The organism is Bacillus sp. AF23 (genome assembly GCF_020861455.1).
GTDB lineage: Bacteria > Bacillota > Bacilli > Bacillales > Bacillaceae > Bacillus > Bacillus halotolerans.
In genome coordinates, this window is the sequence record NZ_JAJHVY010000006.1 from 1 (window position 1) to 22,898 (window position 22,898).

26 protein-coding genes and 2 other annotated features are annotated in these 22,898 nt (G+C 44.0%); of the genes, 22 read left to right on the forward strand and 4 right to left on the reverse strand.

Annotated features, from left to right (window positions below; translation table 11 throughout):
* Window positions 1–1,366, forward strand: a 1,366-nt coding sequence (locus LNN34_RS01490; protein ID WP_229042586.1) for a LysM peptidoglycan-binding domain-containing protein, incomplete at its 5' end; no start/stop codon positions are given.
* A gap of 32 nt (window positions 1,367–1,398) precedes the next feature.
* The gene (cotN, locus tag LNN34_RS01495; protein ID WP_099043305.1) at window positions 1,399–2,424 is read left to right on the forward strand and encodes a spore coat protein CotN; all 1,026 of its coding nucleotides are present in this window, start codon (window positions 1,399–1,401) and stop codon (window positions 2,422–2,424) included.
* Between the two features lie 19 nt (window positions 2,425–2,443).
* On the opposite strand, the gene LNN34_RS01500 is transcribed toward cotN, so the two are convergent.
* Entirely contained in the window at window positions 2,444–2,635 is a 192-nt protein-coding gene (locus LNN34_RS01500; protein ID WP_024122364.1) for a hypothetical protein, read from the reverse strand.
* A 166-nt stretch (window positions 2,636–2,801) separates the two neighbouring features.
* Window positions 2,802–3,024 (forward strand) — a binding site (T-box leader).
* Between the two features lie 59 nt (window positions 3,025–3,083).
* On the opposite strand from LNN34_RS01500, the gene valS reads away from it, so the two are divergent.
* The 16 genes from valS (at window position 3,084) to rpmA (ending at window position 17,515) form a co-directional block, all read left to right on the forward strand.
* A complete protein-coding gene (gene valS / locus LNN34_RS01505; protein WP_059293484.1) occupies window positions 3,084–5,726 on the forward strand; it encodes a valine--tRNA ligase in 2,643 nt (880 codons plus the stop codon).
* A gap of 59 nt (window positions 5,727–5,785) precedes the next feature.
* Window positions 5,786–7,078: a bifunctional folylpolyglutamate synthase/dihydrofolate synthase gene (locus tag LNN34_RS01510; RefSeq protein ID WP_229042587.1), complete on the forward strand. Its 1,293-nt coding sequence runs from the start codon at window positions 5,786–5,788 to the stop codon at window positions 7,076–7,078.
* A 141-nt stretch (window positions 7,079–7,219) separates the two neighbouring features.
* Window positions 7,220–7,966 carry a prepilin peptidase gene (locus LNN34_RS01515; RefSeq protein ID WP_044154157.1) on the forward strand — a complete coding sequence of 249 codons (747 nt, stop codon included), beginning with the start codon at window positions 7,220–7,222 and terminating at the stop codon, window positions 7,964–7,966.
* Window positions 7,967–8,098: 132 nt separating this feature from the next.
* Window positions 8,099–9,097: an SPOR domain-containing protein gene (locus tag LNN34_RS01520; protein WP_059293487.1), complete on the forward strand. Its 999-nt coding sequence runs from the start codon at window positions 8,099–8,101 to the stop codon at window positions 9,095–9,097.
* Window positions 9,098–9,247: 150 nt separating this feature from the next.
* Window positions 9,248–9,817, forward strand: a complete 570-nt coding sequence (locus tag LNN34_RS01525; protein ID WP_059352253.1) for a Maf family nucleotide pyrophosphatase — start codon at window positions 9,248–9,250, stop codon at window positions 9,815–9,817.
* 37 nt (window positions 9,818–9,854) lie between these two features.
* A complete protein-coding gene (radC, locus tag LNN34_RS01530) occupies window positions 9,855–10,550 on the forward strand; it encodes a RadC family protein (RefSeq protein WP_044154171.1) in 696 nt (231 codons plus the stop codon).
* A 91-nt stretch (window positions 10,551–10,641) separates the two neighbouring features.
* The gene (mreB, locus tag LNN34_RS01535; RefSeq protein ID WP_010335164.1) at window positions 10,642–11,655 is read left to right on the forward strand and encodes a cell shape-determining protein MreB; all 1,014 of its coding nucleotides are present in this window, start codon (window positions 10,642–10,644) and stop codon (window positions 11,653–11,655) included.
* A gap of 30 nt (window positions 11,656–11,685) precedes the next feature.
* Window positions 11,686–12,558 carry a rod shape-determining protein MreC gene (mreC, locus tag LNN34_RS01540; protein ID WP_010335163.1) on the forward strand — a complete coding sequence of 291 codons (873 nt, stop codon included), beginning with the start codon at window positions 11,686–11,688 and terminating at the stop codon, window positions 12,556–12,558.
* Window positions 12,555–13,073 (forward strand): rod shape-determining protein MreD, encoded by a 519-nt coding sequence (gene mreD / locus LNN34_RS01545; RefSeq protein WP_010335162.1) that lies wholly within the window; start codon window positions 12,555–12,557, stop codon window positions 13,071–13,073. Before mreC ends, mreD begins: the two co-directional genes overlap by 4 nt.
* Window positions 13,074–13,125: 52 nt before the next feature.
* Window positions 13,126–13,806: a septum site-determining protein MinC gene (gene minC / locus LNN34_RS01550; RefSeq protein WP_044154173.1), complete on the forward strand. Its 681-nt coding sequence runs from the start codon at window positions 13,126–13,128 to the stop codon at window positions 13,804–13,806.
* Window position 13,807: 1 nt separating this feature from the next.
* Window positions 13,808–14,614 (forward strand): septum site-determining protein MinD, encoded by an 807-nt coding sequence (gene minD / locus LNN34_RS01555; RefSeq protein ID WP_024122353.1) that lies wholly within the window; start codon window positions 13,808–13,810, stop codon window positions 14,612–14,614.
* Between the two features lie 149 nt (window positions 14,615–14,763).
* A complete protein-coding gene (locus LNN34_RS01560) occupies window positions 14,764–15,558 on the forward strand; it encodes a M23 family metallopeptidase (protein WP_024122352.1) in 795 nt (264 codons plus the stop codon).
* Entirely contained in the window at window positions 15,551–16,417 is an 867-nt protein-coding gene (locus tag LNN34_RS01565) for a M50 family metallopeptidase (protein WP_044154177.1), read from the forward strand. The genes LNN34_RS01560 and LNN34_RS01565 overlap by 8 nt, the downstream gene beginning before the upstream one ends.
* 57 nt (window positions 16,418–16,474) lie before the next feature.
* Window positions 16,475–16,552: a sequence feature (ribosomal protein L21 leader region), on the forward strand.
* A 13-nt stretch (window positions 16,553–16,565) separates the two neighbouring features.
* A complete protein-coding gene (rplU, locus tag LNN34_RS01570) occupies window positions 16,566–16,874 on the forward strand; it encodes a 50S ribosomal protein L21 (protein WP_010330275.1) in 309 nt (102 codons plus the stop codon).
* A gap of 2 nt (window positions 16,875–16,876) precedes the next feature.
* A complete protein-coding gene (locus LNN34_RS01575; protein ID WP_059335527.1) occupies window positions 16,877–17,218 on the forward strand; it encodes a ribosomal-processing cysteine protease Prp in 342 nt (113 codons plus the stop codon).
* A gap of 12 nt (window positions 17,219–17,230) precedes the next feature.
* On the forward strand, window positions 17,231–17,515 hold the full coding sequence (gene rpmA / locus LNN34_RS01580; protein WP_003222623.1) for a 50S ribosomal protein L27: 285 nt from the start codon (window positions 17,231–17,233) through the stop codon (window positions 17,513–17,515).
* Between the two features lie 119 nt (window positions 17,516–17,634).
* Here the strand turns inward: rpmA and LNN34_RS01585 are convergent, their stop codons facing one another.
* A complete protein-coding gene (locus LNN34_RS01585; RefSeq protein WP_125825434.1) occupies window positions 17,635–17,757 on the reverse strand; it encodes a hypothetical protein in 123 nt (40 codons plus the stop codon).
* Between the two features lie 77 nt (window positions 17,758–17,834).
* Between LNN34_RS01585 and LNN34_RS01590 the strand changes: the two genes are divergently transcribed.
* From LNN34_RS01590 to pheA, 4 genes are read left to right on the forward strand one after another with little or no spacing between them, the layout of a single operon-like run.
* Complete coding sequence (locus tag LNN34_RS01590) at window positions 17,835–18,413, forward strand: sporulation initiation phosphotransferase B (RefSeq protein ID WP_229042588.1); 579 nt, start codon at window positions 17,835–17,837, stop codon at window positions 18,411–18,413.
* A 34-nt stretch (window positions 18,414–18,447) separates the two neighbouring features.
* On the forward strand, window positions 18,448–19,734 hold the full coding sequence (gene obgE / locus LNN34_RS01595; protein ID WP_024122348.1) for a GTPase ObgE: 1,287 nt from the start codon (window positions 18,448–18,450) through the stop codon (window positions 19,732–19,734).
* Window positions 19,735–19,788: 54 nt separating this feature from the next.
* Window positions 19,789–20,232 (forward strand): transcriptional regulator ThrR, encoded by a 444-nt coding sequence (gene thrR, locus LNN34_RS01600; RefSeq protein ID WP_010335153.1) that lies wholly within the window; start codon window positions 19,789–19,791, stop codon window positions 20,230–20,232.
* 17 nt (window positions 20,233–20,249) lie between these two features.
* Window positions 20,250–21,107 (forward strand): prephenate dehydratase, encoded by an 858-nt coding sequence (gene pheA, locus LNN34_RS01605; RefSeq protein WP_229042589.1) that lies wholly within the window; start codon window positions 20,250–20,252, stop codon window positions 21,105–21,107.
* 21 nt (window positions 21,108–21,128) lie between these two features.
* On the opposite strand, the gene LNN34_RS01610 is transcribed toward pheA, so the two are convergent.
* Together LNN34_RS01610 and LNN34_RS01615 are read right to left on the reverse strand one after the other, a co-directional pair.
* On the reverse strand, window positions 21,129–21,671 hold the full coding sequence (locus LNN34_RS01610) for a transcription repressor NadR (RefSeq protein ID WP_044154192.1): 543 nt from the start codon (window positions 21,669–21,671) through the stop codon (window positions 21,129–21,131).
* On the reverse strand, window positions 21,637–22,818 hold the full coding sequence (locus LNN34_RS01615; RefSeq protein ID WP_229042590.1) for an IscS subfamily cysteine desulfurase: 1,182 nt from the start codon (window positions 22,816–22,818) through the stop codon (window positions 21,637–21,639). Before LNN34_RS01615 ends, LNN34_RS01610 begins: the two co-directional genes overlap by 35 nt.
* Window positions 22,819–22,898: the final 80 nt, after the last annotated feature.

Consider the following 22,898-nt stretch of genomic DNA (forward strand, 5'->3'; position numbering starts at 1 on the left):
GCTTCGTGAAGAGCAGGAAAATGAAGAGGAAGAAGCTGAGCGGTCAGCGCCATTGACTTTAAAATCAGAGGACAGCGAAGATATAAAGGCGGAAGAAGCGCCAGCTGAGCCGCCGGAGCTTGTTGTCTCGGAAGCGGGGCTTCGTGAAGAGCAAGCAGATGAAAAGGAAGAAGCTGAGCGGTCAGCGCCATTGGATTTAAAAGCAGAGGAAAGCGGCGGTATAAAAGCAGAAGAAGCGCGAGCCGAGCCGTCAGAGCTTGTTGTCTCGGAAGCGAGGCTTCGTGAAGAGCAGGCGAATGAAGAGAAAGAAACTGTACGATCAGAATCAGCTGCTTTAGAACCAGAGGGCAGCAAAGATATAAATGCGAAAGAAGCGAAGCCGCCGGAGCTCATTCTTTCAGAGACAAGGCTTCGTGAGGACGCGGAAACAATAGAAGCAGATTCCCCAAAGGCTGCTTCAGGAATAGAGATTCGCGAAAAAGCAGAGGCGGAAGAAGAGCAGGCTGAACTGTCAAAACCGCTTGTTTCAGAGGCGGAAATATCACCTGCTGTAGAAGCTGAGCTTCAGCAAGAGGCTGAGCGTGGTGACGAAAAAACAGAAAAGCCAGATTCTCCTATTCTTGAGCATGCTCTGCGTCAAGAATCCCAAAAAACAGAATCGGAGCTATCGGATCACATAGAGCCTGCACCTCGACAGGATGCAGAACAACCGGAGGAAGTCCAGGAAACTATACGTGAAGACGTTGTTTCTTTAGAAGGAAGCAGAGAGCAGGAAGAAGCGCCAGCTGCACTTTTAAAGGAAGAATCAGCAGTTCCAACCCTGCATTTTAATCAAAAGATAAGTGCTGAAGAGGAATCTCAGGAAGAAGAGCTTACGCCGGCCTACCGTACCTTCCTGCCGGAACAAGATTCAGAAGAGCATTCCTTTTATTCAGCGCCTAAGCTGCTGGAGGAAAAAGAGCAGAAGAAAGAAAGCTTTGAAATTGAAGTGAGAAAAACACCTTCACCTGAAGAACCTGAGGAAGAGGCGTCTTTTCATTCTTACCAGCTGCCAGACACTTCCGAACCTGAAAGGAAGGAAACAGATGCTGTTGCTGGGGCTGTTCCTGCTGCTCAAACAAAGGGAACTGAAACAAAGGAAAATCATAATTCTCTTTATTTAACAAAACTCTTTACAAGAGAAGAAGATGAGTTTTCTAGAATGAAAATCTGTATTGTTCAGCAGGAAGATACCATTGAACGTTTATGCGAACGGTACGACATTACCTCCCAGCAGCTGATCAGGATGAATTCTTTGGCGCTGGATGATGAATTGAAAGCAGGGCAGATTCTTTATATCCCTCAATACAACAGCAGCCATGCGTAAGTCGTAAGCGATCGGAAAATGTGGTGAATGGAATGGAAGATGTCCAATCGGTTCTTCAGGAATACGGACTGACGGCTCAATTTATTGAGCCAGTCAGTTCTCGTGTGTGGAAAGTGTATTCAGATTATGGGGTATTTGCGCTGAAAAAAATGAAATCGGTTCGCGGCAAACATTTTACAGATCAAATGGTGGCAATTGAGGAAAAAGGCTTTCATTCCTTTGTTCCCATTTACAGAACAAATGGGGGAGAGTTTTTCTCCGGGGGCGTACAAACTGGAGACTCCTATTACTTAATGCCTTGGCTCCAATTTGGCCAAGAGGAAGAGCGGGATCAGAAACATGCCTATCTATTTAGAGAAATAGCCCGCCTTCACGAGAGAACTGCGCAGGAAATCAAGGTCAGGCGTGAAGACATTGAACGCCACTATGAACAAACGAGAAAAAAGTGGGAAAATGAAAAGATCATTTATGAACAGTTTGTAGACAGAGCTGAGAAAGAATGGTACCTGTCCCCCTTTGAATTGCAGGCTGTAACCTATTATTCAGAAACCATTTCCGCCGTAAACTTTGCGCTTGAGCGGATTAAGGACTGGTATGAAGCGGCAAAAGAAAAAGGCTCCTCAAGGGTTGTCATTACCCACGGCAGCCTGTCTATTCACCATTTTCTGTATAATGATGCAGGGACCGGATACTTTACGAATTTTGAGAGAGCGTCTGTGGGGCCGCCGCATAACGACTTGCTCGGCTTTTACACACGAATGTTCAGCGGTTTTCCAAAAGCTTGTCCGGAGTGTGTCGATTGGTTTTATGCATATACAAAAGCATTTCCTCTGCATGAGGCTGAAATCAGTCTTTTTCTCAGTTACATGGCTTATCCGGCAGCGGTGTACAAAGTGCTGAACCGCTATCAGACCGGGAAAAGACGGCGTGAAAAAGATGAATGTACACACTTATTAAAGGCATACTGGCAAATGAAAAATATTGAGCCGTTTGTGATGAAAATCCATCAAATTGAACAAGAGAAAAAATTTCAGGCGGAAAACGAGTCCACGTCTTAATTGGCGCGGACTTGTTTGTTTATATCCATTCCAAATGAAGCGCACAGGCTAACAGAATCAATATTGCGAGCAGCAAGACATCAAAGGTTGTCGGAAAGAAAATGGTTCTGATACCTTGGAAAATCGTAATCGGGATAATCACTTGCGCGGATACAAGCCGAATTTGCCTGACCCACGGCGGCAGGGAATAAGAGCTGAAACGTTTCTTCACGGTGCATCCTCCTCAACGCATTTACAAGCATCATATGTATACTTGGTCAATAGGTGCCTGCCCATCTTGTATAGGACGCAGTATTTTTGGAAAAGATGATTGACGAATCAAAAACACTTTTACTATAATAAAGAACATAAATAAAGTATATAATGAGCTGATAGATACACCTGCTTAGAACGGGAAGAGTACAAGAAAGACGCATGCAGAGAGAGAAGCCGCTTGCTGAAAGGCTTCTTATGTTGTCTGATTGGAAGGTCGCCCGGGAGCATAATTTCTTGAAAGAAGAGTAGAGAAATTCGGGAAACCCCCGTTATCCGTTGAAGCGCATGAACTGACAAGGTTCATGAAAAAAGGTGGTACCGCGAAAGAGCTTTTTCGTCCTTTTCCCAAGGATGAAGGGCTCTTTTTTCGTTCTCAGCCATTTTAAACATGCTGGAGGGTTATGATGGAAACGAATGAACAAACAATGCCGACGAAATACGATCCGGCTGCGGTTGAAAAAGACCGATATGATTTTTGGCTAAAAGGTAGGTTTTTTGAAGCAGGCAGCGATCAGACAAAGGAGCCGTACTCTGTCGTTATTCCGCCGCCAAACGTAACAGGAAGGCTTCACCTTGGCCACGCTTGGGATACCACGCTGCAAGACATTGTAACAAGAATGAAACGCATGCAGGGTTATGATGTACTGTGGCTTCCGGGTATGGACCATGCCGGCATCGCGACACAGGCTAAAGTTGAAGCGAAACTTCGTGAAGAAGGCACAAGCCGTTACGATTTAGGCCGTGAGAAATTTCTTGAAGAAACGTGGAAGTGGAAGGAAGAGTATGCTGACTTCATCCGCAGCCAGTGGGCGAAATTAGGGCTTGGCCTTGATTATTCCCGTGAGCGCTTCACGCTTGATGAAGGCTTAAACAGAGCGGTTCGCGAAGTGTTCGTCAAACTTTATGAAAAAGGCTTGATCTACAGAGGCGAATACATCATAAATTGGGACCCTGCAACAAAAACAGCTTTATCAGACATTGAGGTCATTTACAAGGATGTTCAAGGCGCGTTTTATCACATGAGCTATCCGCTTGCTGACGGATCAGGTTCAATTGAAATCGCGACGACACGTCCAGAAACGATGCTTGGTGATTCAGCCGTTGCGGTTCACCCTGAAGATGAGCGCTACAAGCACCTTATCGGAAAAACGGTTATTCTGCCTATCACAAATCGTGAAATACCGATTGTCGGCGATGACTATGTTGATATGGAATTTGGTTCAGGTGCGGTGAAAATTACGCCTGCCCATGATCCGAACGACTTCGAGCTTGGCAACCGCCATAACTTAGAGCGCATTCTTGTCATGAATGAAGACGGCACGATGAATGAAAATGCGCTGCAATATCAAGGCATGGATCGCTTTGAATGCCGCAAAAAGCTCGTTAAAGATTTACAGGAGGCAGGCGTTCTCTTCAAAATCGAGGATCATCTGCACTCTGTCGGGCATAGTGAACGAAGCGGAGCGGTTGTTGAACCTTATCTTTCTACCCAATGGTTTGTGCGCATGCAGCCGCTTGCTGATGCAGCAATAGAATTGCAAGAGAAAGAAGAAAAAGTCAACTTTGTTCCTGACCGCTTCGAAAAAACGTATTTGCATTGGATGGAAAATATCCGCGATTGGTGTATTTCCCGTCAATTATGGTGGGGCCACCGCATTCCTGCCTGGTATCATAAAGAAACAGGCGAGTTATATGTCGGTCTTGAAGCGCCGGAGGACAGCGAAAATTGGGAGCAGGATACAGACGTGCTGGATACATGGTTTAGTTCTGCGCTCTGGCCTTTCTCCACTATGGGCTGGCCTGATTTGACAGCTGAAGACTTTAAACGCTATTATCCGACTGACGTTCTCGTTACAGGCTACGACATCATTTTCTTCTGGGTGTCACGCATGATTTTCCAAGGGATTGAATTTACTGGTGAACGTCCGTTTAAAGATGTTTTAATCCATGGCTTAATCCGTGATGAGCAAGGCAGAAAAATGAGTAAATCTCTTGGCAACGGTGTCGATCCGATGGACGTGATTGACAAGTACGGAGCCGATTCCCTTCGCTATTTCCTGGCGACTGGAAGCTCTCCTGGCCAAGATCTTCGCTTCAGCTATGAAAAAGTGGAATCGACTTGGAATTTTGCCAATAAAATTTGGAACGCTTCTCGTTTCGCATTAATGAACATGGACGGCATGACATATGAAGAGCTTGATCTTTCAGGTGAGAAATCAGTAGCTGACAAGTGGATTTTAACGCGTTTAAACGAAACGATCGAAAGTGTGACACAGCTAGCTGATAAATATGAGTTCGGTGAAGTCGGCCGCCATTTATATAACTTTATTTGGGACGATTTCTGTGATTGGTATATTGAAATGGCGAAGCTTCCTCTATACGGAGAAGACGAAGCGGCTAAGAAAACAACCCGTTCCATCCTTGCTTATGTTCTGGATCAAACGATGCGCCTGCTCCATCCGTTTATGCCATTCTTAACGGAGGAAATTTGGCAGCATCTGCCGCACCAAGGAGAATCCATTACTGTAAGCACATGGCCTGTTGTTGTGCCTGAGCATACAGACACTGAAGCTGCTGCTGACATGAAGCTTCTCGTTGAGCTGATCCGTTCTGTGCGTAATATCCGCAGCGAAGTAAACACACCGATGAGCAAGCAAGTTGAATTGTACATTAAAGCGAGCACGGACGAGGTCGCAGCCCGTCTCGAAGCAAACCGTTCTTATGTGGAACGCTTTACAAATCCGAGCGTGCTGAAAATCGGTACAGATATCGAAGCTGTTGATAAAGCAATGACGGCAGTTGTCACAGGAGCAGAGGTCATACTTCCGCTTGAAGGTTTAATTAATATCGATGAAGAAATCGCCCGTCTGCAAAAAGAATTCGATAAGCTGACGAAAGAAGTCGAGCGTGTCCAAAAGAAACTTGGAAACGAAGGATTTATAAAAAAAGCGCCTGCGCACGTAATTGATGAAGAACGTGAGAAAGAGAAAGATTATGTGGCAAAGCGTGACGCTGTTCAAAAACGAATGGCTGAGCTGAAGGGCTAATGAAAAGCCGAGGCGGTTTCTTGAGAAACCGCCTTGTCTTATAAAAGAGGGGATTATCATTGTTTACTGCATATGAAGAAGCGCGCAGCTGGATTCACAGCCGTCTGAAATTCGGAGTGAAGCCCGGTCTTGATCGAATGAAGCAGCTGGTAGCGCGATTGGACCATCCTGAAAAGAAAATCCGCGCGCTCCACGTGGCGGGAACAAACGGCAAAGGATCAACTGTCGCTTTTATCCGTTCTATGCTGCAAGAAGCGGGATACACTGTCGGTACGTTTACATCGCCTTATATCATCACATTTAATGAGCGCATCAGCGTAAACGGCACACCTATTACAGATGAGGAGTGGGTCACACTCGTTAATCAGGTGAAACCGATCGTGGAAGAGCTTGATCAAACTGAACACGGTCAGCCGACAGAATTTGAAATTATGACGGCTTGTGCATTTTTATATTTTGCTGCGTATCATCAGGTCGATTTTGTTATTTTTGAAACAGGTCTGGGCGGAAGGTACGATTCTACCAATGTTGTCGAGCCGCTTTTAACTGTCATCACAAGCATCGGACACGACCATATGAACATTTTAGGAAATACCATTGAAGAAATCGCAGGCGAAAAAGCCGGGATTATAAAAGAAGGCATTCCGATCGTGACAGCCGTTACCCAGCCGGAAGCCTTACAGGTAATTAGGCATGAAGCTGAACGAAAGTCTGCTCCTTTTCAGTCATTGCATGATACAAGCAGGATTTATAATGAAAAGGCTCTCCCTGCAGGAGAACAGTTTTCTTTAAAAACCGGAGAAACGTGTTATGAAGATATTCGAACATCTCTCATCGGTACGCATCAAAGACAAAATGCGGCCTTGTCCATTTTGGCTGCCGAGTGGCTTAACAGGGAAAACATTGCTGAAATGAATGATGCTGCATTAAGAAGCGGGCTCATAAAGGCTGCTTGGCCGGGCAGATTAGAGTTGGTTCAGGAACATCCGCCGGTATATTTAGACGGCGCCCATAATGAAGAAGGGATCGATAAGCTGACTGAAACGATGAAGCAGCGTTTCCCAGATTCCGATATTTGTGTGGTGTTTAGTGCGTTAAAGGATAAGCCGTATCATGACATGATTAAGAAACTGGAAACGATCGCGCAATCGATTCATTTTGCTTCTTTTGATTTTCCGCGTGCTTCTCTAGCGAAAGATCTGTATGATGCTAGTGAAATCAGCAGCAAAAGCTGGAATGAAGATCCGGAGCATGTGATCAAATTAATAGAAAGCAAAAAAGGCTCAAATGATATCGTGCTCATTACGGGATCACTTTATTTTATTTCTGACATTCGAAAAAGAATGCTGTAATGACTTTGGCCCGGCAGAATCAATAATGATATTCTGCCGGGATTTTTTCTGTCAAAATCTAAAATTGCTTATTATAGATCAATATGCTTGCTGTGCTACAATCCATAGCATAATCCTAAAGAGAGTAAAGGTGTGTTGTCTATGATTCCGATTCTTTTTGTCCTCGGCCTTATCCTCGGTTCATTTTATTATACGGTTGGATGCCGTATCCCCTTGCACATATCCATCATAAGTCCGCGTTCGGCATGTTCTTTTTGCCGTCGAACCCTAACCCCGACGGAATTAATCCCTGTTTTATCTTTTATTCTGCAAAAAGGCAATTGCAAAAGCTGCGGCCAAAAGCTCTCTCTTATGTACCCGGCGGCAGAGCTCTCGACAGCGAGTTTATTTGCAGCCGCGGGATTTCGTTTCGGTTTGTCTTGGGAACTGATTGTTGCGTTGCTGTTTCTTTCTCTTCTTATTATTGTTTCTGTGACAGATATTCACTTTATGCTGATTCCAAATCGCATATTGCTATTCTTTCTTCCCTTTCTGGCGGCTGGCAGAATCATTTCTCCGCTTCTTTCTTGGTATGAAGGCTTTATAGGCGCGGCTGCCGGTTTTCTTTTACTGGCCTTTATTGCCGTCATCACTCATGGAGGAATAGGGGGAGGGGATATTAAATTATTTGCCGTTATCGGCCTTGTGCTTGGTGTAAAAATGCTTGCTGCCGCCTTTTTCTTTTCTGTTCTTATAGGCGCATTGTACGGAGCTGCCGCTGTACTGTTCGGAAGGCTGGCCAGAAAACAGCCGATTCCCTTTGCCCCGGCAATTGCGGCAGGAAGCATTTTCGCTTATTTATACGGTGACTCTATCATCTCCTTTTATGTCAAAACGGCGTTAGGTTGACTGATGAAAAATTTGACGAACGTTTTTTGGACAAGACGACAAAAGTCTTGTTCTTTTTTTTTTCGCCTGTGCTAAAGTGTGTAGCATGAAAAGCCACAAGAACGGTCACACAAATGAAGGGAGGAAGCAGAATTGAAAAAAAGGAAGCAAAAAAAAATCAGTAAAGCGGAAGAAAAAGCCCTTAAGGTGACGATTAATGGAAAAGAAGAAACAGTTTACGAACAAGAGACACCGAAGACAGAGCAAGAAAAAGACATGACGTTTTCAAATTGGGAGGAAAAGAGAAAGGCGGAGCAGGAGGTTGCGGCATCCCATGAACATCCTGATGAAGATGAATTCAACTGGGATTCAGACGAGGATAAGGTGTTTAAAGATGACCCCAAAGTTGTTCCGCCTTATCAAAAGAAGAAATCGAAGCTCTATTCAAAAGGAAAGTCAGGGGCGGCCAAGCCGGTAAAAAGAGTGGCGGCGACAATTGCCTTTGCCGCGGTTTTAGGCACAGGCTTAGGGCTATTCGCATTGAATATATCAGGCAATAAAGAAGCGTCGGCGCCAGCCTCCTTAGATGATTCTTTAGGCAGCCAGACGGCAAAAGCAGGAGATACATCTGCGGAGAAACAAAGCACCGGCGGAGAAAAACAAGCGGCACAAACGGAAGGTACATATAAAACATATGCAGTTCAAGCAGGAAAGTTTTCAAATGAAAAGGGTGCTGAGACGTTAACTGAACAGCTGACTGAAAAAGGATATTCCGCCGTCTCCCTGTCAAAGGATGACGGGTACACGTATGTCATTGCGGGCCTGGCAAATGATAAGGCTGTATCACAGCAGTTAGGGCAGCTTTTGATCGACAGCGATTTTGAAGCTTGGGGAGGCAAGGAATTATCCTTATCAATAGAGTCGGATATGACAGATTCTTTCAAGAAAACAGCAGCGCTCTCTGCGAAGGCGATTCTCGGAGAAGATATCACAAAAGCAAGTGTTAAAAAAATAGAAAAGTCGCTCGGTGAATCAGAAGCGGCTGAAACGGGAGAGAAAAAAGCAGTTTTGCAGGCGTTAAAGGAATTAGAGGACCCAAGTGCTGAAGCCGGATGGAAGGCTCAGCAGCAGCTTTTAGCCGTAATTAAATAATAGAAAGTGCATGAGCCTTCGTCCTTAGTGACAGGCTTTTTTTATTTTGTCATGAAAAAGTTATTTTTCTGAAATTGTGGCGAGCCTTATGATTTGGTAGGATAAATGAGTATCTTTTTTTCTTAAGCAAACCCTGAAAGGATGACGAACATGGCTAAGCCGCTTATACTTGCATCACAATCTCCGCGAAGAAAAGAACTCCTCGATCTGCTTCAGATTCCCTACACCATTATTGTCAGTGAAGTAGAGGAAAAATTAAATCGAAACTTTTCACCTGAAGAAAACGTCCAATGGTTGGCAAAACAAAAAGCTAAGGCTGTGGCCGATCTCAATCCGGGCGCAATCGTAATCGGTGCTGATACAATGGTATGTCTTGACGGTGAGTGCCTTGGCAAACCGCAAGATCAAGAAGAAGCTGCTGCAATGCTTCGCAGGCTTTCCGGCCGTAGTCATTCAGTGATAACCGCTGTCAGTATTCAAACCGCAAATCACAGCGAAACGTTCTATGATAAGACAGAGGTTGTGTTTTGGCCCCTCAGTGAAGAAGAGATTTGGACTTATATTGAAACGAAAGAGCCGATGGATAAAGCAGGTGCTTACGGCATCCAAGGAAAAGGCGCACTTTTTGTAAAAAAAATAGACGGAGATTATTATTCAGTCGTAGGGCTCCCTATATCAAAAACAATGAGAGTTCTGAAGGATTTTGATGTAGAAGCCTGACGATTTTTATAAACGGGAAGGGAAAGAAAAGGAGGGCTTGATCATACACGATCTGCCATTAAAACTCAGAGATTTCCCAAAGAAAGAAAAACCTAGAGAACGGCTGCTGAAAGTCGGAGCCGAGAACTTAGCAAACAACGAACTTTTGGCTATTTTATTGCGGACAGGCACAAAGAACGAATCTGTTATGAACCTTTCAAACAGGCTTCTGCGCTCGTTTGACGGGCTGCGTCTGCTGAAAGAAGCTTCCGTTGAGGAGCTGTCCAGCATCCCGGGAATCGGTCTGGTAAAGGCTGTGCAAATACTGGCAGCAGTTGAACTGGGAAGCCGTATTCATAAACTAGCCAATGAAGAACATGTTGTAATCCGCTCCCCGGAAGACGGCGCAAACCTGGTCATGGAGGATATGCGCTTTTTAACCCAGGAGCATTTTGTCTGTTTATATTTAAATACAAAAAACCAAGTCATCCATAAACGCACTGTTTTTATCGGAAGTCTGAATTCATCTATTGTCCACCCCCGGGAGGTATTTAAAGAAGCGTTCAAACGATCTGCCGCTTCCTTTATTTGTATCCACAATCATCCTTCGGGGGATCCGACGCCGAGCAGGGAAGATATTGAAGTGACAAGACGGCTGTTTGAATGCGGAAACCTGATTGGCATCGAGCTGCTTGACCATTTGGTGATTGGCGACAAAAAATTTGTGAGTTTAAAGGAAAAAGGATATTTGTAACACTTTTTTTTTCGTCGAATTAAGCTATAATAGAGTTTATGAGTTTTTCCCTTTAGGGTATTTTTGCTTTAAGAAAGGAAGATACATACATATGTTTGGAATTGGTACAAGAGACCTTGGTATAGATCTTGGAACTGCGAATACGCTTGTTTTTGTGAAAGGTAAAGGAATTGTTGTGAGAGAGCCGTCAGTCGTTGCTCTGCAAACGGATACGAAATCGATTGTTGCTGTCGGAAATGATGCGAAAAATATGATCGGACGGACTCCTGGAAACGTAGTGGCTCTTCGCCCGATGAAAGACGGCGTTATCGCTGATTATGAAACAACGGCTACCATGATGAAATATTACATCAATCAAGCCATTAAAAATAAAGGCATGTTTGCCAGAAAACCTTATGTGATGGTTTGTGTGCCATCCGGCATTACTGCGGTTGAAGAGCGTGCTGTTATCGATGCGACAAGACAAGCAGGAGCGCGTGACGCGTATCCGATCGAAGAACCGTTTGCTGCGGCTATCGGCGCCAATCTGCCGGTTTGGGAACCGACTGGAAGCATGGTTGTTGATATCGGTGGCGGAACGACAGAAGTTGCGATTATTTCCCTCGGAGGTATTGTAACATCTCAATCCATCCGCGTTGCCGGTGATGAAATGGACGATGCGATTATCAACTACATCAGAAAAACATACAACCTGATGATCGGGGACCGCACTGCTGAAGCGATTAAAATGGATATCGGCTCTGCTGAATCCGCAGAAGAATCCGATAAAATGGAAATCCGCGGACGTGACTTGCTGACAGGTCTGCCGAAAACGATCGAAATTACTGGAAAAGAAATTTCTAATGCTTTGCGTGACACTGTGTCAACCATTGTAGAGGCAGTGAAAAGCACACTTGAAAAAACACCGCCTGAGCTTGCCGCAGATATCATGGACAGAGGTATTGTGTTAACCGGCGGCGGAGCGCTTCTTCGTAATTTGGACAAAGTCATCAGCGAAGAAACAAAAATGCCGGTCCTTATCGCTGAAGACCCGCTTGATTGTGTAGCGATCGGTACAGGAAAAGCACTGGAGCACATTCATCTTTTCAAAGGAAAAACAAGATAATCGGGAGTTCAATAGAAGAGGTGTAACACGATGCCGAATAAACGGTTAATGCTATTACTTCTGTGTATTATCATATTGGTGGCTATGATTGGATTTTCGCTGAAGGACGGCCGTAATACCACCTGGCCTGAGAAACTGATCGGTGATACGACGGGAGTATTTCAAAACATTTTTCATACGCCTGCCGAATTTTTTGCAGGGATATTTGAGAACATTAGTGATTTAAAAAACACATACGAAGAAAACGAGCGTCTGAGAGAAAAGCTTGACGGACAGACAAAATATGAAGCCAAGCTCCAAGAACTTGAAGACGAAAACAAATCCTTGCGTGACGAACTCGGCCATGTGAAATCAATAAAAGATTACAAGCCGATTTTGGCGACAGTCATTGCCAGAAGCCCTGATAACTGGGCGAAGCAGGTGACCATTAACAAAGGGACTCAGCAAAACGTAGCGAAAGATATGGCTGTAACGAACGAAAAAGGCGCATTAATCGGGAAGATTAAAAGCTCCGGCCTTAATAACTTTACGTCTACGGTCCAGCTTTTAAGCGATACTGACCGGAATAACAGAGTCGCAACAACCATTTCCGGGAAAAAAGGCAGCAAAGGCTACGGTTTAATCGAAGGCTATGATAAAGACAAAAAACGGCTGAAGATGACCATAATCGAACGCAAGGATAAACAAGACGTGAAAAAAGGCGATCTGATTGAAACGTCGGGCACAGGAGGCGTATTTCCAGAAGGGCTGACAATCGGTGAAGTGACTGAGATCGAGTCTGACTCTTATGGATTAACGAAAGTTGCCTATGTAAAACCTGCGGCTGATCTTTCTGATTTAAATAATGTGATTGTTGTTAATCGTGATGTGCCGACTGTCGATACAGAGGAGGAAGGATCGTGAAACGTTTCCTTCTCCCTTTCGTTATGATGTTGGTTTTTTCGGCGGAAAGCATCTTTACTGATCTGGTGCATTTCCCGTTCGTCACGGATGACCAGGTGCTCGTCCCGCGTTTTCTGATGCTTGTGCTGATTTTTATGTCGGCTTTTATCAATCAAAAACACGCGGTGATCTACGGTTTTATTTTCGGCTTTCTATATGATATGAATTATACAAGTCTATTAGGAGTTTATATGTTTGGCTTTGCGGGGCTAAGCTATTTGGCGTCAAAAGCGTTTAAAGTGCTGCACACAAACGCTTTTGTCGTCATCCTGATTGCTGTTCTCGCAGTTTGCCTGCTTGAATTTTATGTATTCGGCATTCAGTCGCTGATTCACAAAGACATTATGACGTTTAATGGCTTTGTGCTAGACCGGTTTATACCGACAGTTTTATTAAATATGATAAGCGCACTCATCCTGGTTCTCCCATTTAGATTATTTTTTATGAGTCTAAAGAAAGAATTGAGAGATGAGTAAAAAGGATTTTATCTTTTTTTGACGAAATGAGTATGTTGTTGAGGTGAATATTGTGAAGACCAAAAAGCAGCAATATGTAACGATAAAAGGAACAAAGAATGGTTTGACATTGCATCTTGATGATGCATGTTCTTTTGATGAGCTTCTAGATGGTCTTCAGAATATGCTGTCAATTGAACAATATACAGATGGAAAAGGCCAGAAAATCAGCGTTCACATTAAGCTGGGCAATCGCTGCTTATATCAGGAGCAAGAGGAACAGCTGACCGAATTAATTGCGTCAAAGAAAGATTTGTTTGTTCATTCTATTGAGAGTGAAGTCATTACTAAAAAAGAAGCACAGCGTATGAAAGAGGAAGCTGAAATTATTTCTGTTTCAAAAATTATCCGTTCAGGCCAAGTGCTCGAGGTGAAGGGCGATTTGCTTCTAATCGGAGATGTGAACCCGGGCGGGACAGTCAGAGCCGGCGGAAACATTTTTGTTCTGGGTTCGCTGAAAGGGATTGCCCACGCCGGATTTAACGGAAATAATCATGCGGTCATTGCTGCCTCTGAAATGCTGCCGACACAGTTAAGAATCAATCACGTGTTAAATCGCTCCCCAGACCACATTCAAAAAGGGAACGAAATGGAATGTGCTTATTTAGATACAGACGGAAATATGGTCATTGAACGCCTTCAACATTTGGCTCATTTAAGACCTGATCTAACAAGGCTTGAGGGAGGAATGTGAATTGGGTGAGGCTATCGTAATAACTTCGGGAAAAGGCGGAGTAGGTAAAACAACAACATCTGCTAACCTCGGTACCGCCTTAGCCATTTTAGGGAAGCGTGTATGTTTAGTAGATACTGATATAGGACTGCGCAACCTGGATGTAGTAATGGGTCTTGAAAATAGAATTATTTATGATCTCGTAGACGTTGTAGAGGGCAGATGTAAAATGCATCAGGCGCTCGTAAAGGATAAACGTTTTGATGATTTGCTCTATTTAATGCCCGCTGCTCAAACGAGCGATAAAACGGCTGTTGCTCCTGAACAAATTAAAACTATGGTCCAAGAGCTCAAGCAGGAATTTGATTATGTCATCATAGACTGCCCCGCAGGAATTGAGCAAGGATACAAAAACGCCGTTTCCGGGGCTGACAAGGCGGTAGTGGTCACAACGCCTGAAATTTCAGCTGTGCGAGATGCTGATCGCATTATAGGGCTTTTGGAGCAAGAAGAAAATATTGAACCGCCGCGGCTCGTTGTAAACAGAATCAGAAATCACCTGATGAAAAACGGTGACACGATGGATATCGATGAAATCGTTCAGCATTTGTCGATTGATTTGCTCGGTATCGTTGCCGATGATGATGAAGTGATTAAGGCATCTAACCATGGCGAACCGATTGCAATGGACCCGAAAAACCGCGCTTCCATCGCATATCGCAATATTGCCCGCCGCATTTTAGGCGAATCTGTTCCTTTGCAGGTGCTTGAAGAGCAAAACAAGGGAATGATGGCTAAGATTAAGTCATTTTTCGGAGTAAGATCATAACTTCATAGAATAAAAGAGAAGAATCTGACAAAGCAAATGCTGTGTCAGGTTTTTTTGTTTCTGACTGCTCTGTGCTGAAGGTAAATCGAATAATTGCTATGGACAAGACATATGATGTACAAACCCAACGAATGCAAAGGATGATGGCAATGAGTCACAGAGCAGATGAAATCAGAAAACGATTAGAGAAAAGAAGGAAACAGGTTTCCGGCTCAAAACGTTTCCCTACTCAGACAGGTTCCGAAAAGCAAAAACCGCCGTCTTGGGTCATGATGTCTGATCAGGAAAAACATGGAACCCTCCCGGTATATGAAGATGGCAATTCGAATTTCAGCGGAAGACACCCTTTGGTGAAAACAGACTCAATTATTCTGAAATGTCTTCTATCGGCCTGCCTTGTTCTTGTTTCTGCCATAGCCTATAAAACAAATATTGGACCCGTCAGCCAGATCAAGCCGGTCGTTGCACAAACCTTCGAAACAGAATTTCAATTTGCTTCAGCAAGCCATTGGTTTGAAACGAAATTTGGCAGCCCGCTTGCATTTCTCGCTCCTGAAAAGAAAAATAAGGAACAGCAGGTTGAAGTGGGTCAGGATCTCGTCGCACCCGCATCTGGTAAAGTTCAGCAGGATTTTCAGGACAACGGGGAAGGCATTAAAGTCGAAACAAGCAGCGATACAATCGATTGTATAAAAGAAGGCTATGTTGTTGAAGTCAGTAAAGACGGTGAGACGGGGCTGACAGTGAAAGTGCAGCATGCTGACAATACCTACAGCATTTATGGCGAACTGAAAGACGTGGATGTCGCTTTATATGATTTTGTAGATAAAGGCAAAAAGCTCGGTTCGATTAAACTCGATGATCATAACAAAGGGCTCTATTATTTTGCCATGAAAGACGGCGACAAATTTATTGATCCGATTCAGGTGATCTCATTTGAATAAATGGCTTGACCTCATCTTGAAAATTCATGTTCATCCTTTTCTTTGGATTATCATGGCGCTGGGGCTGATTACAGGGCACATGAAAGCATTGCTGTGTTTGCTTGTGATTGTTCTGATCCATGAGCTGGGGCATGCCGCTCTGGCCGTGTTTTTTTCTTGGAGAATCAAGCGTGTTTTTTTGCTGCCATTTGGAGGAACAGTTGAAGTGGAAGAGCACGGAAATCGGCCGTTAAAGGAAGAGTTTGCGGTGATTATTGCCGGACCTCTTCAGCACATTTGGCTCCAGCTTGCGGCTTGGATGATTGCAGGCCTCTCAATAATTGATCAGCAGACCTTTGAACTTTTTACATTTTATAATCTATCTATTTTATTTGTGAATCTGCTGCCGATTTGGCCGCTTGATGGCGGCAAGCTGTTATTTTTAATTTTTTCAAAGCATCTGTCTTTTCAAAAAGCGCACCGGCTGAATCTAAAGACTTCACTTGTGTGCTGCCTGCTTCTCGCATGCTGGGTTTTATTTGCGGTTCCTCTGCAAATCAGCGCATGGGTTCTGTTTGTCTTTCTGGCTGTTTCTTTGTTTGAGGAGTACAGGCAAAGACACTACATCCATGTGAGGTTTCTCCTGGAAAGATATTATGGGAAAAACCGCGAGCTTGAAAAATTGCTTCCGCTTACCGTTAATGCTGAGGACAAAGTCTATCATGTCATGGCGGAATTCAAACGAGGCTGCAAGCATCCCATTATTATAGAAAAATCCGGCGAGAAGCTAAGCCAGCTGGATGAGAATGAAGTGCTGCATGCCTACTTTGCTGATAAGCGGACAAATTCCTCCATGGAAGAACTGCTGCTCCCTTATTAAAATCGATTGACAAGCGCCTTGTATTCTGATATATTTTTTAATGTTATGGATGTAGCACCAATGCTACAACCGCTCAGTACAGGTGTTAAGAGTTGTTATACAGCCCCCTGGTATCTGGCGAGTCTTAGTCTAATAGGAGGTGCAGAGAATGTACGCAATCATTAAAACAGGCGGTAAACAAATTAAAGTTGAAGAAGGCCAAACTGTTTACATCGAGAAACTTGCTGCTGAAGCAGGTGAAACAGTTACTTTTGAAGACGTTTTGTTTGTTGGCGGAGACAACGTGAAAGTCGGCAACCCTACAGTTGAAGGCGCAACAGTAACGGCTAAAGTTGAAAAACAAGGCCGCGCGAAAAAAATCACTGTTTTCAGATACAAAGCAAAGAAAAACGTTCATAAAAAACAAGGTCATCGTCAGCCTTACACTAAATTGACGATCGAAAAAATCAACGCGTAAGCATGATTCAGGCAACAATCAGACGGTCCCGTACTGACAAAAGCTTATTGTCTTTTGAAATGACGGGTCACGCCAACTTTGCTGAACATGGACAAGATCTCGTATGTGCCGGAGTAACAGCCGTTGTGTTTGGATCCGTTAACGCGGTCATCGCGCTGGCGGGCTTCGAGCCGCTTCTTGATATAGGAGAAGATGGGGGTTATTTCTACTTTGAACTCCCTGAATCTCTCGATCCGGAGGCGCGCCAAAAAGCTCAGTTGCTGATTGAAGGCATGATTGTTTCGTTAGAGACAATTGAGCGGGATTATAAAGATCACTTGCGTGTGACCACAAACATAATATAGGAGGTGAGCTACATGCTTAGATTAGATCTTCAGTTTTTCGCTTCTAAAAAAGGAGTAGGTTCTACAAAGAACGGACGTGACTCTGAGGCTAAACGTTTAGGTGCTAAACGTGCTGACGGTCAATTCGTAACAGGCGGTTCTATCCTTTACCGTCAACGCGGAACAAAAATTTACCCAGGTGAAAACGTGGGCCGCGGCGGAGATGACACTCTTTTTGCGAAAATCGACGGAACTGTTAAATTCGAACGTTTCGGCCGTGACCGCAAAAAAGTGAGCGTATATCCTGTAGCTCAATAATGATTCAAAAACTCCGGTCGATGATGACTGGAGTTTTTTTTGCAATATGCGGAGTAAGCATCAAGAATGTTATGCAGAGTATGTGCGAGCAGACCCCGCCAAGAATGAGAACGAATGTCTCAAACCCACTGGATATGTTCCCCAAGCAGTAATACATAAAATGTTCTGCCTGGCTGAAAATCAACCGAAGCCAGAAAAAAGGAACATGATATTTCTGGGAAAAACAATTGTTTTTCTATCAAAGCCTTCTCTGTTATAATTCATAATACACACTTATACAGACTCCTAAATAAGAAATCAAATGATTGGGAGTGCGAAAATGAAGGATGTTTCAAAAAATCAAGAAGAAAATATAAGCGATACGGCTTTAACAAATGAACTGATTCATCTTCTTGGCCATTCCCGGCATGATTGGATGAATAAGCTGCAGCTAATTAAAGGAAACTTAAGCTTGCAGAAGTATGACCGCGTCTTTGAAATCATTGAAGAAATGGTGATAGACGCTAAGCACGAATCAAAGCTCTCAAACCTGAAAACACCGCATTTAGCGTTTGATTTTCTTACGTTTAATTGGAAAGCCCAATGTATGACACTTGAATATGAAGTTCTCGGGGAAATTAAGGATTTGTCAGCTTATGATCAAAATTTGGCGAAACTGATGAGAAAGCTGTTTGATCTGTTTGAACAAGCAGTCACTAGAGGCAGTGAGAATCATTTAACCGTTTCGCTTCAAACTGATCATCCTGACAGACAGCTGATTCTTTACCTTGATTTTCACGGCACTTTTGCCGATATATCTGCCTTTGACGATTTTCGGCAAAATGGATATGAGGACGTTGATATCATGCGTTTTGAGATCACAAGTCACGAATGTCTGATTGAAATTGGGTTGAACTAGCGGAGTTTTTTTACGGTTTAGAACGGAGGACATTATGTTTGTAGATCAGGTGAAAGTGTATGTAAAAGGCGGCGACGGAGGCAACGGGATGGTTGCGTTTCGCCGTGAAAAGTATGTGCCGAAAGGCGGCCCTGCCGGCGGCGACGGCGGAAAAGGAGGAGACGTCGTTTTTGAAGTGGACGAAGGTCTCCGTACTCTTATGGATTTTAGATATAAAAAACACTTTAAAGCGATTCGCGGCGAGCATGGCATGTCAAAAAACCAGCATGGACGAAATGCTGATGATATGGTCATTAAAGTTCCGCCTGGCACTGTTGTGACAGACGATGATACAAAACAGGTCATTGCCGATTTAACCGAACATGGACAGCAGGCTGTCATCGCAAGAGGCGGAAGAGGCGGAAGAGGGAACTCACGCTTTGCCACACCGGCGAACCCGGCACCTCAGCTCTCAGAAAACGGTGAACCGGGAAAAGAACGCTATGTTGTTCTTGAATTAAAAGTGCTTGCAGACGTCGGGCTTGTCGGGTTCCCAAGTGTAGGAAAATCGACTTTGTTGTCCGTTGTTTCATCTGCAAAACCGAAAATTGCGGATTATCATTTTACGACACTTGTTCCGAATCTTGGCATGGTCGAAACAGATGATGGACGGAGCTTCGTTATAGCCGATTTGCCTGGACTGATTGAAGGGGCTCATCAAGGCGTCGGGCTTGGCCACCAATTTTTGCGCCATATTGAGCGGACCCGTGTTATCGTTCATGTCATTGATATGTCCGGCTTGGAAGGCCGCGATCCGTATGAGGATTATGTGACAATTAATCAGGAATTGAGCGAGTACAATTTGCGTCTCACTGAGCGCCCGCAAATTATTGTCGCAAATAAAATGGACATGCCGCAGGCGGCGGAAAATCTTGAAGGGTTTAAAGAAAAGCTGACGGATGATTATCCGGTGTTCCCGGTCAGTGCAGTGACAAGAGAAGGTCTTCGCGAGCTTCTGTATGAAGTTGCCAATCAGCTGGAAAACACTCCGGAATTCCCGCTGTATGACGAGGAAGAGCTTACGCAAAACCGTGTTATGTACACGATGGAGAATGAAGAAGTGCCATTCAGCATTACGCGAGATCCTGACGGAGTCTTTGTGCTTTCAGGAGACAGTCTTGAGCGGTTATTCAAGATGACTGATTTCTCACGTGATGAATCTGTTAAACGATTTGCAAGACAGATGCGGGGAATGGGTGTTGATGAAGCACTCAGAGAACGCGGGGCCAAAGACGGAGACATTATCAGACTTCTTGAATTCGAATTTGAATTTATTGATTAATGATGGGTGAGAGCCTGGATATCAGGCTCTCTATTTTCAAAAGGGGGGATGCAAGTGAAAGAGGAGACGTTTTATCTTGTCCGTGAAGATGTGTTGCCTGATGCGATGAGAAAAACATTGGAAGTCAAAAAACTGCTGGATCGAAAAAAAGCAGAATCAGTGGCAGATGCCGTTCAAAAGGTGGATTTAAGCAGAAGTGCATTTTATAAATACAGAGATGCCGTTTTTCCTTTTTATACAATGGTTAAAGAGCAAATTATCACACTTTTCTTTCATTTAGAGGATCGCTCAGGCGCGTTATCTCAGCTCCTTCAGGCGGTGGCTGACTCTGGAAGCAACGTTCTTTCCATTCACCAGACTATCCCGCTTCAAGGGAGAGCAAACGTAACGCTGTCTATCAGTACATCTGCAATGGAAGAGGATATTCATACATTAATGAACAAGATGAGAAAGTTTGATTTTGTAGAAAAGGTTGAAATATTAGGTTCAGGAGCGTAAGGGGAGAGAATATTGTCATGAAAGTCGGTTATTTAGGTCCAAAAGCTACATTCACACATCTAGCAGTCAGTTCTTGTTTCCAAAATGGCGCCGAGCATGTTGCTTACCGCACGATACCGGAATGTATAGATGCGGCAGTCGCAGGTGAGGTTGATTTTGCTTTTGTTCCTTTAGAGAACGCATTAGAAGGATCAGTAAATTTAACAATAGACTATTTAATACATGAACAGCCTCTGCCCATCGTAGGTGAAATGACATTACCGATTCATCAGCACTTACTCGTTCATCCTTCCAGAGAAAATGCGTGGAAAGATCTAGACAAAATTTATTCTCACTCACATGCGATTGCGCAGTGCCATAAATTTCTCCATCGGCATTTTTCTTCTGTGCCGTATGAATACGCCAATTCAACCGGAGCGGCGGCAAAGTTTGTCAGTGACCATCCCGAGCTGAATATCGGGGTGATTGCCAATGAAATGGCGGCTTCTACATACGAATTAAAAATCGTAAAACGGGATATACAGGATTATAGAGACAATCATACGCGATTTGTCATTCTGTCTCCTGATGAAAATATAACCTTTGAAGTGAATTCAAAATTGAATTCAAGACCAAAAACAACACTGATGGTGATGCTTCCGCAGGATGATCAGTCCGGAGCGCTGCATAGAGTGCTGTCTGCTTTTTCTTGGAGAAACTTAAACCTGTCAAAAATCGAATCCCGTCCGACCAAAACCGGGTTAGGGAATTATTTCTTTATTATTGATATTGAACAGGCGTTTGATGAAATATTAATCCCTGGGGCTATGCAGGAGCTTGAAGCGCTCGGATGCAAAGTAAAGCTGCTTGGTACATATCAATCTTATCAATTATAAAAAGCCCTATTAGGGCTTTTTTTAGTCTTCAATCAAAATACCGGCTTCTTCGAGTGCTTGACAGGCTTGATCGATACGATGTTCATCGGGTGCTGTCAGTGTATGAAGATGCACACCATCTGTCAGCTGTGATAAATAGGCGGCATTTGTGGAATTGATCTTTTTGATGAAATGTTTGACTTCTTTTCGCGTGCCGACTTGGATCGCTGCAGTTAAATCTCCGTATACAGGGTGCTCGATTTTTACGTCTTTTACAGTTACCCCTTCATCCACGATGAGCTGCAATTCTTCTTCTGTCCGTTCAGGCCCGTGCAGACATGCTATGATTCTTTCTGCCTGCTGATGCTTCTGAGCGGCGGCGTCCAGATAGACATAGCCTTGGCTTGTGGCGATAATCGGCTCGTTTCTCGCTTTTAACAGCGAGATGTCCTGAACGATCACCTGTCTTGAAACATTTGCTTTTTTTGCGAGCTCTCCTCCTGTCAGCGGCGATGTGGATTCCTTCAGCCACAAAAGAAGCTGCTCACGCCTATTGGCGCCCAAGAGCTTTAGTTCTTCGGTCAATATGATATTCTCCTTTCCTTTGTTCCAAAAGCGCTGTAAACGTATGTAATAACATATCCAGCTGTTCAGTTGTTGTGTTTTTTCCGAAAGAGATGCGGATAAATTGCAGGGCTTCCTGTTCTGTTTTTCTTAACGCTTTCATCGTTTCAGACGGTCCGTGATAACCTGCAGAACAAGCGCTGCCCGTTGAAATGCAAATATTATTCCGATTACATTCTAACATAACATATTGTCCTTCAAATGAGCCAAAAAAACACCCGATAATATGGGGCAGACATTCTGTGTTTGCACCATCTGCCGCAAGGGTTACAGGGAGAGACCGAATACGGATTTGTTCTAAAAAGTATTGTCTCAGCGTTTGATTGCGGGATATCTGACTTTCCATTTCACTTACGATCAGCTCCGCAGCCGCTGTAAAGGCTCCGATACCCGGTACGTTTACCGTGCCTGCTCGAAACCCATTCTCATGAACGGTGTCAGGGTACACCGGTTTCCAATTGACGTCCGGCCGAATATAGACAGCTCCGGCTCCTTTAGGGCCGTGAATTTTGTGACTGGAAACAGAGAGAGCATCCACCCCCATTTCTTCAGTATGGATGGGCAGTTTGCCGAATGTTTGTACCGCATCACAATGAAGAAGAATTTGCCTGTTGTGAAGATACGATGACAGGTGTTTAATGGGCTGAATAATTCCTGTTTCTGAATTGGCATGCTGAATAGAAACCAGGCCTGTGTCCGGGCGAATATGAGCTGCCAATATTTCCTCGGTAATAAGTCCGTACTCATTAGGCTTAATGATTGTCACGTCAAAGCCATGATTCCGCAGTAAAGCAGCACAATTATGGATTGATTGATGTTCCATGGCAGTCGTAATAAAATGTCTTTTTGTTTTTGGCAAGCCGTTTAACAATGATTGAATGGCAAGAAAATTGGATTCTGTGCCGCCGCTTGTAAAATATATACCGTCTGTTTCTCCGCCGATTATGTCAGCTATTTTCCCCCGGCAGTACTCCAGTATATGCTTTGCTTTTCCCCCAGCGTCATGCAAGCTGCTGGCATTCCCGTACATATCAATGCTGAGCTTCTGAAATACGTCCAGAGCTTCCTCGCAAATTGGCGTGGTTGCTGCATAATCTAAATAAATCATCCGGTCTTTCCTCCATATGTTCTTCATAAAAAAACTCTTGAGTTTATTTTACCGTTGTGTAAATATAGGTGTCAAGACAG

What these genes read in the sequence shown, in the direction of transcription:
- mreC (WP_010335163.1), top strand. Translation starts at nt 11,686, where the DNA reads ATGCCGAATAAACGGTTAATGCTATTACTTCTGTGTATTATCATATTG.
- LNN34_RS01615 (WP_229042590.1), bottom strand. Translation starts at nt 22,818, where the DNA reads ATGATTTATTTAGATTATGCAGCAACCACGCCAATTTGCGAGGAAGCT.
- LNN34_RS01560 (WP_024122352.1), top strand. Translation starts at nt 14,764, where the DNA reads ATGAGTCACAGAGCAGATGAAATCAGAAAACGATTAGAGAAAAGAAGG.
- pheA (WP_229042589.1), top strand. Translation starts at nt 20,250, where the DNA reads ATGAAAGTCGGTTATTTAGGTCCAAAAGCTACATTCACACATCTAGCA.
- LNN34_RS01575 (WP_059335527.1), top strand. Translation starts at nt 16,877, where the DNA reads ATGATTCAGGCAACAATCAGACGGTCCCGTACTGACAAAAGCTTATTG.
- rpmA (WP_003222623.1), top strand. Translation starts at nt 17,231, where the DNA reads ATGCTTAGATTAGATCTTCAGTTTTTCGCTTCTAAAAAAGGAGTAGGT.
- LNN34_RS01590 (WP_229042588.1), top strand. Translation starts at nt 17,835, where the DNA reads ATGAAGGATGTTTCAAAAAATCAAGAAGAAAATATAAGCGATACGGCT.
- LNN34_RS01525 (WP_059352253.1), top strand. Translation starts at nt 9,248, where the DNA reads ATGGCTAAGCCGCTTATACTTGCATCACAATCTCCGCGAAGAAAAGAA.
- obgE (WP_024122348.1), top strand. Translation starts at nt 18,448, where the DNA reads ATGTTTGTAGATCAGGTGAAAGTGTATGTAAAAGGCGGCGACGGAGGC.
- valS (WP_059293484.1), top strand. Translation starts at nt 3,084, where the DNA reads ATGGAAACGAATGAACAAACAATGCCGACGAAATACGATCCGGCTGCG.
- LNN34_RS01515 (WP_044154157.1), top strand. Translation starts at nt 7,220, where the DNA reads ATGATTCCGATTCTTTTTGTCCTCGGCCTTATCCTCGGTTCATTTTAT.
- rplU (WP_010330275.1), top strand. Translation starts at nt 16,566, where the DNA reads ATGTACGCAATCATTAAAACAGGCGGTAAACAAATTAAAGTTGAAGAA.
- mreB (WP_010335164.1), top strand. Translation starts at nt 10,642, where the DNA reads ATGTTTGGAATTGGTACAAGAGACCTTGGTATAGATCTTGGAACTGCG.
- cotN (WP_099043305.1), top strand. Translation starts at nt 1,399, where the DNA reads ATGGAAGATGTCCAATCGGTTCTTCAGGAATACGGACTGACGGCTCAA.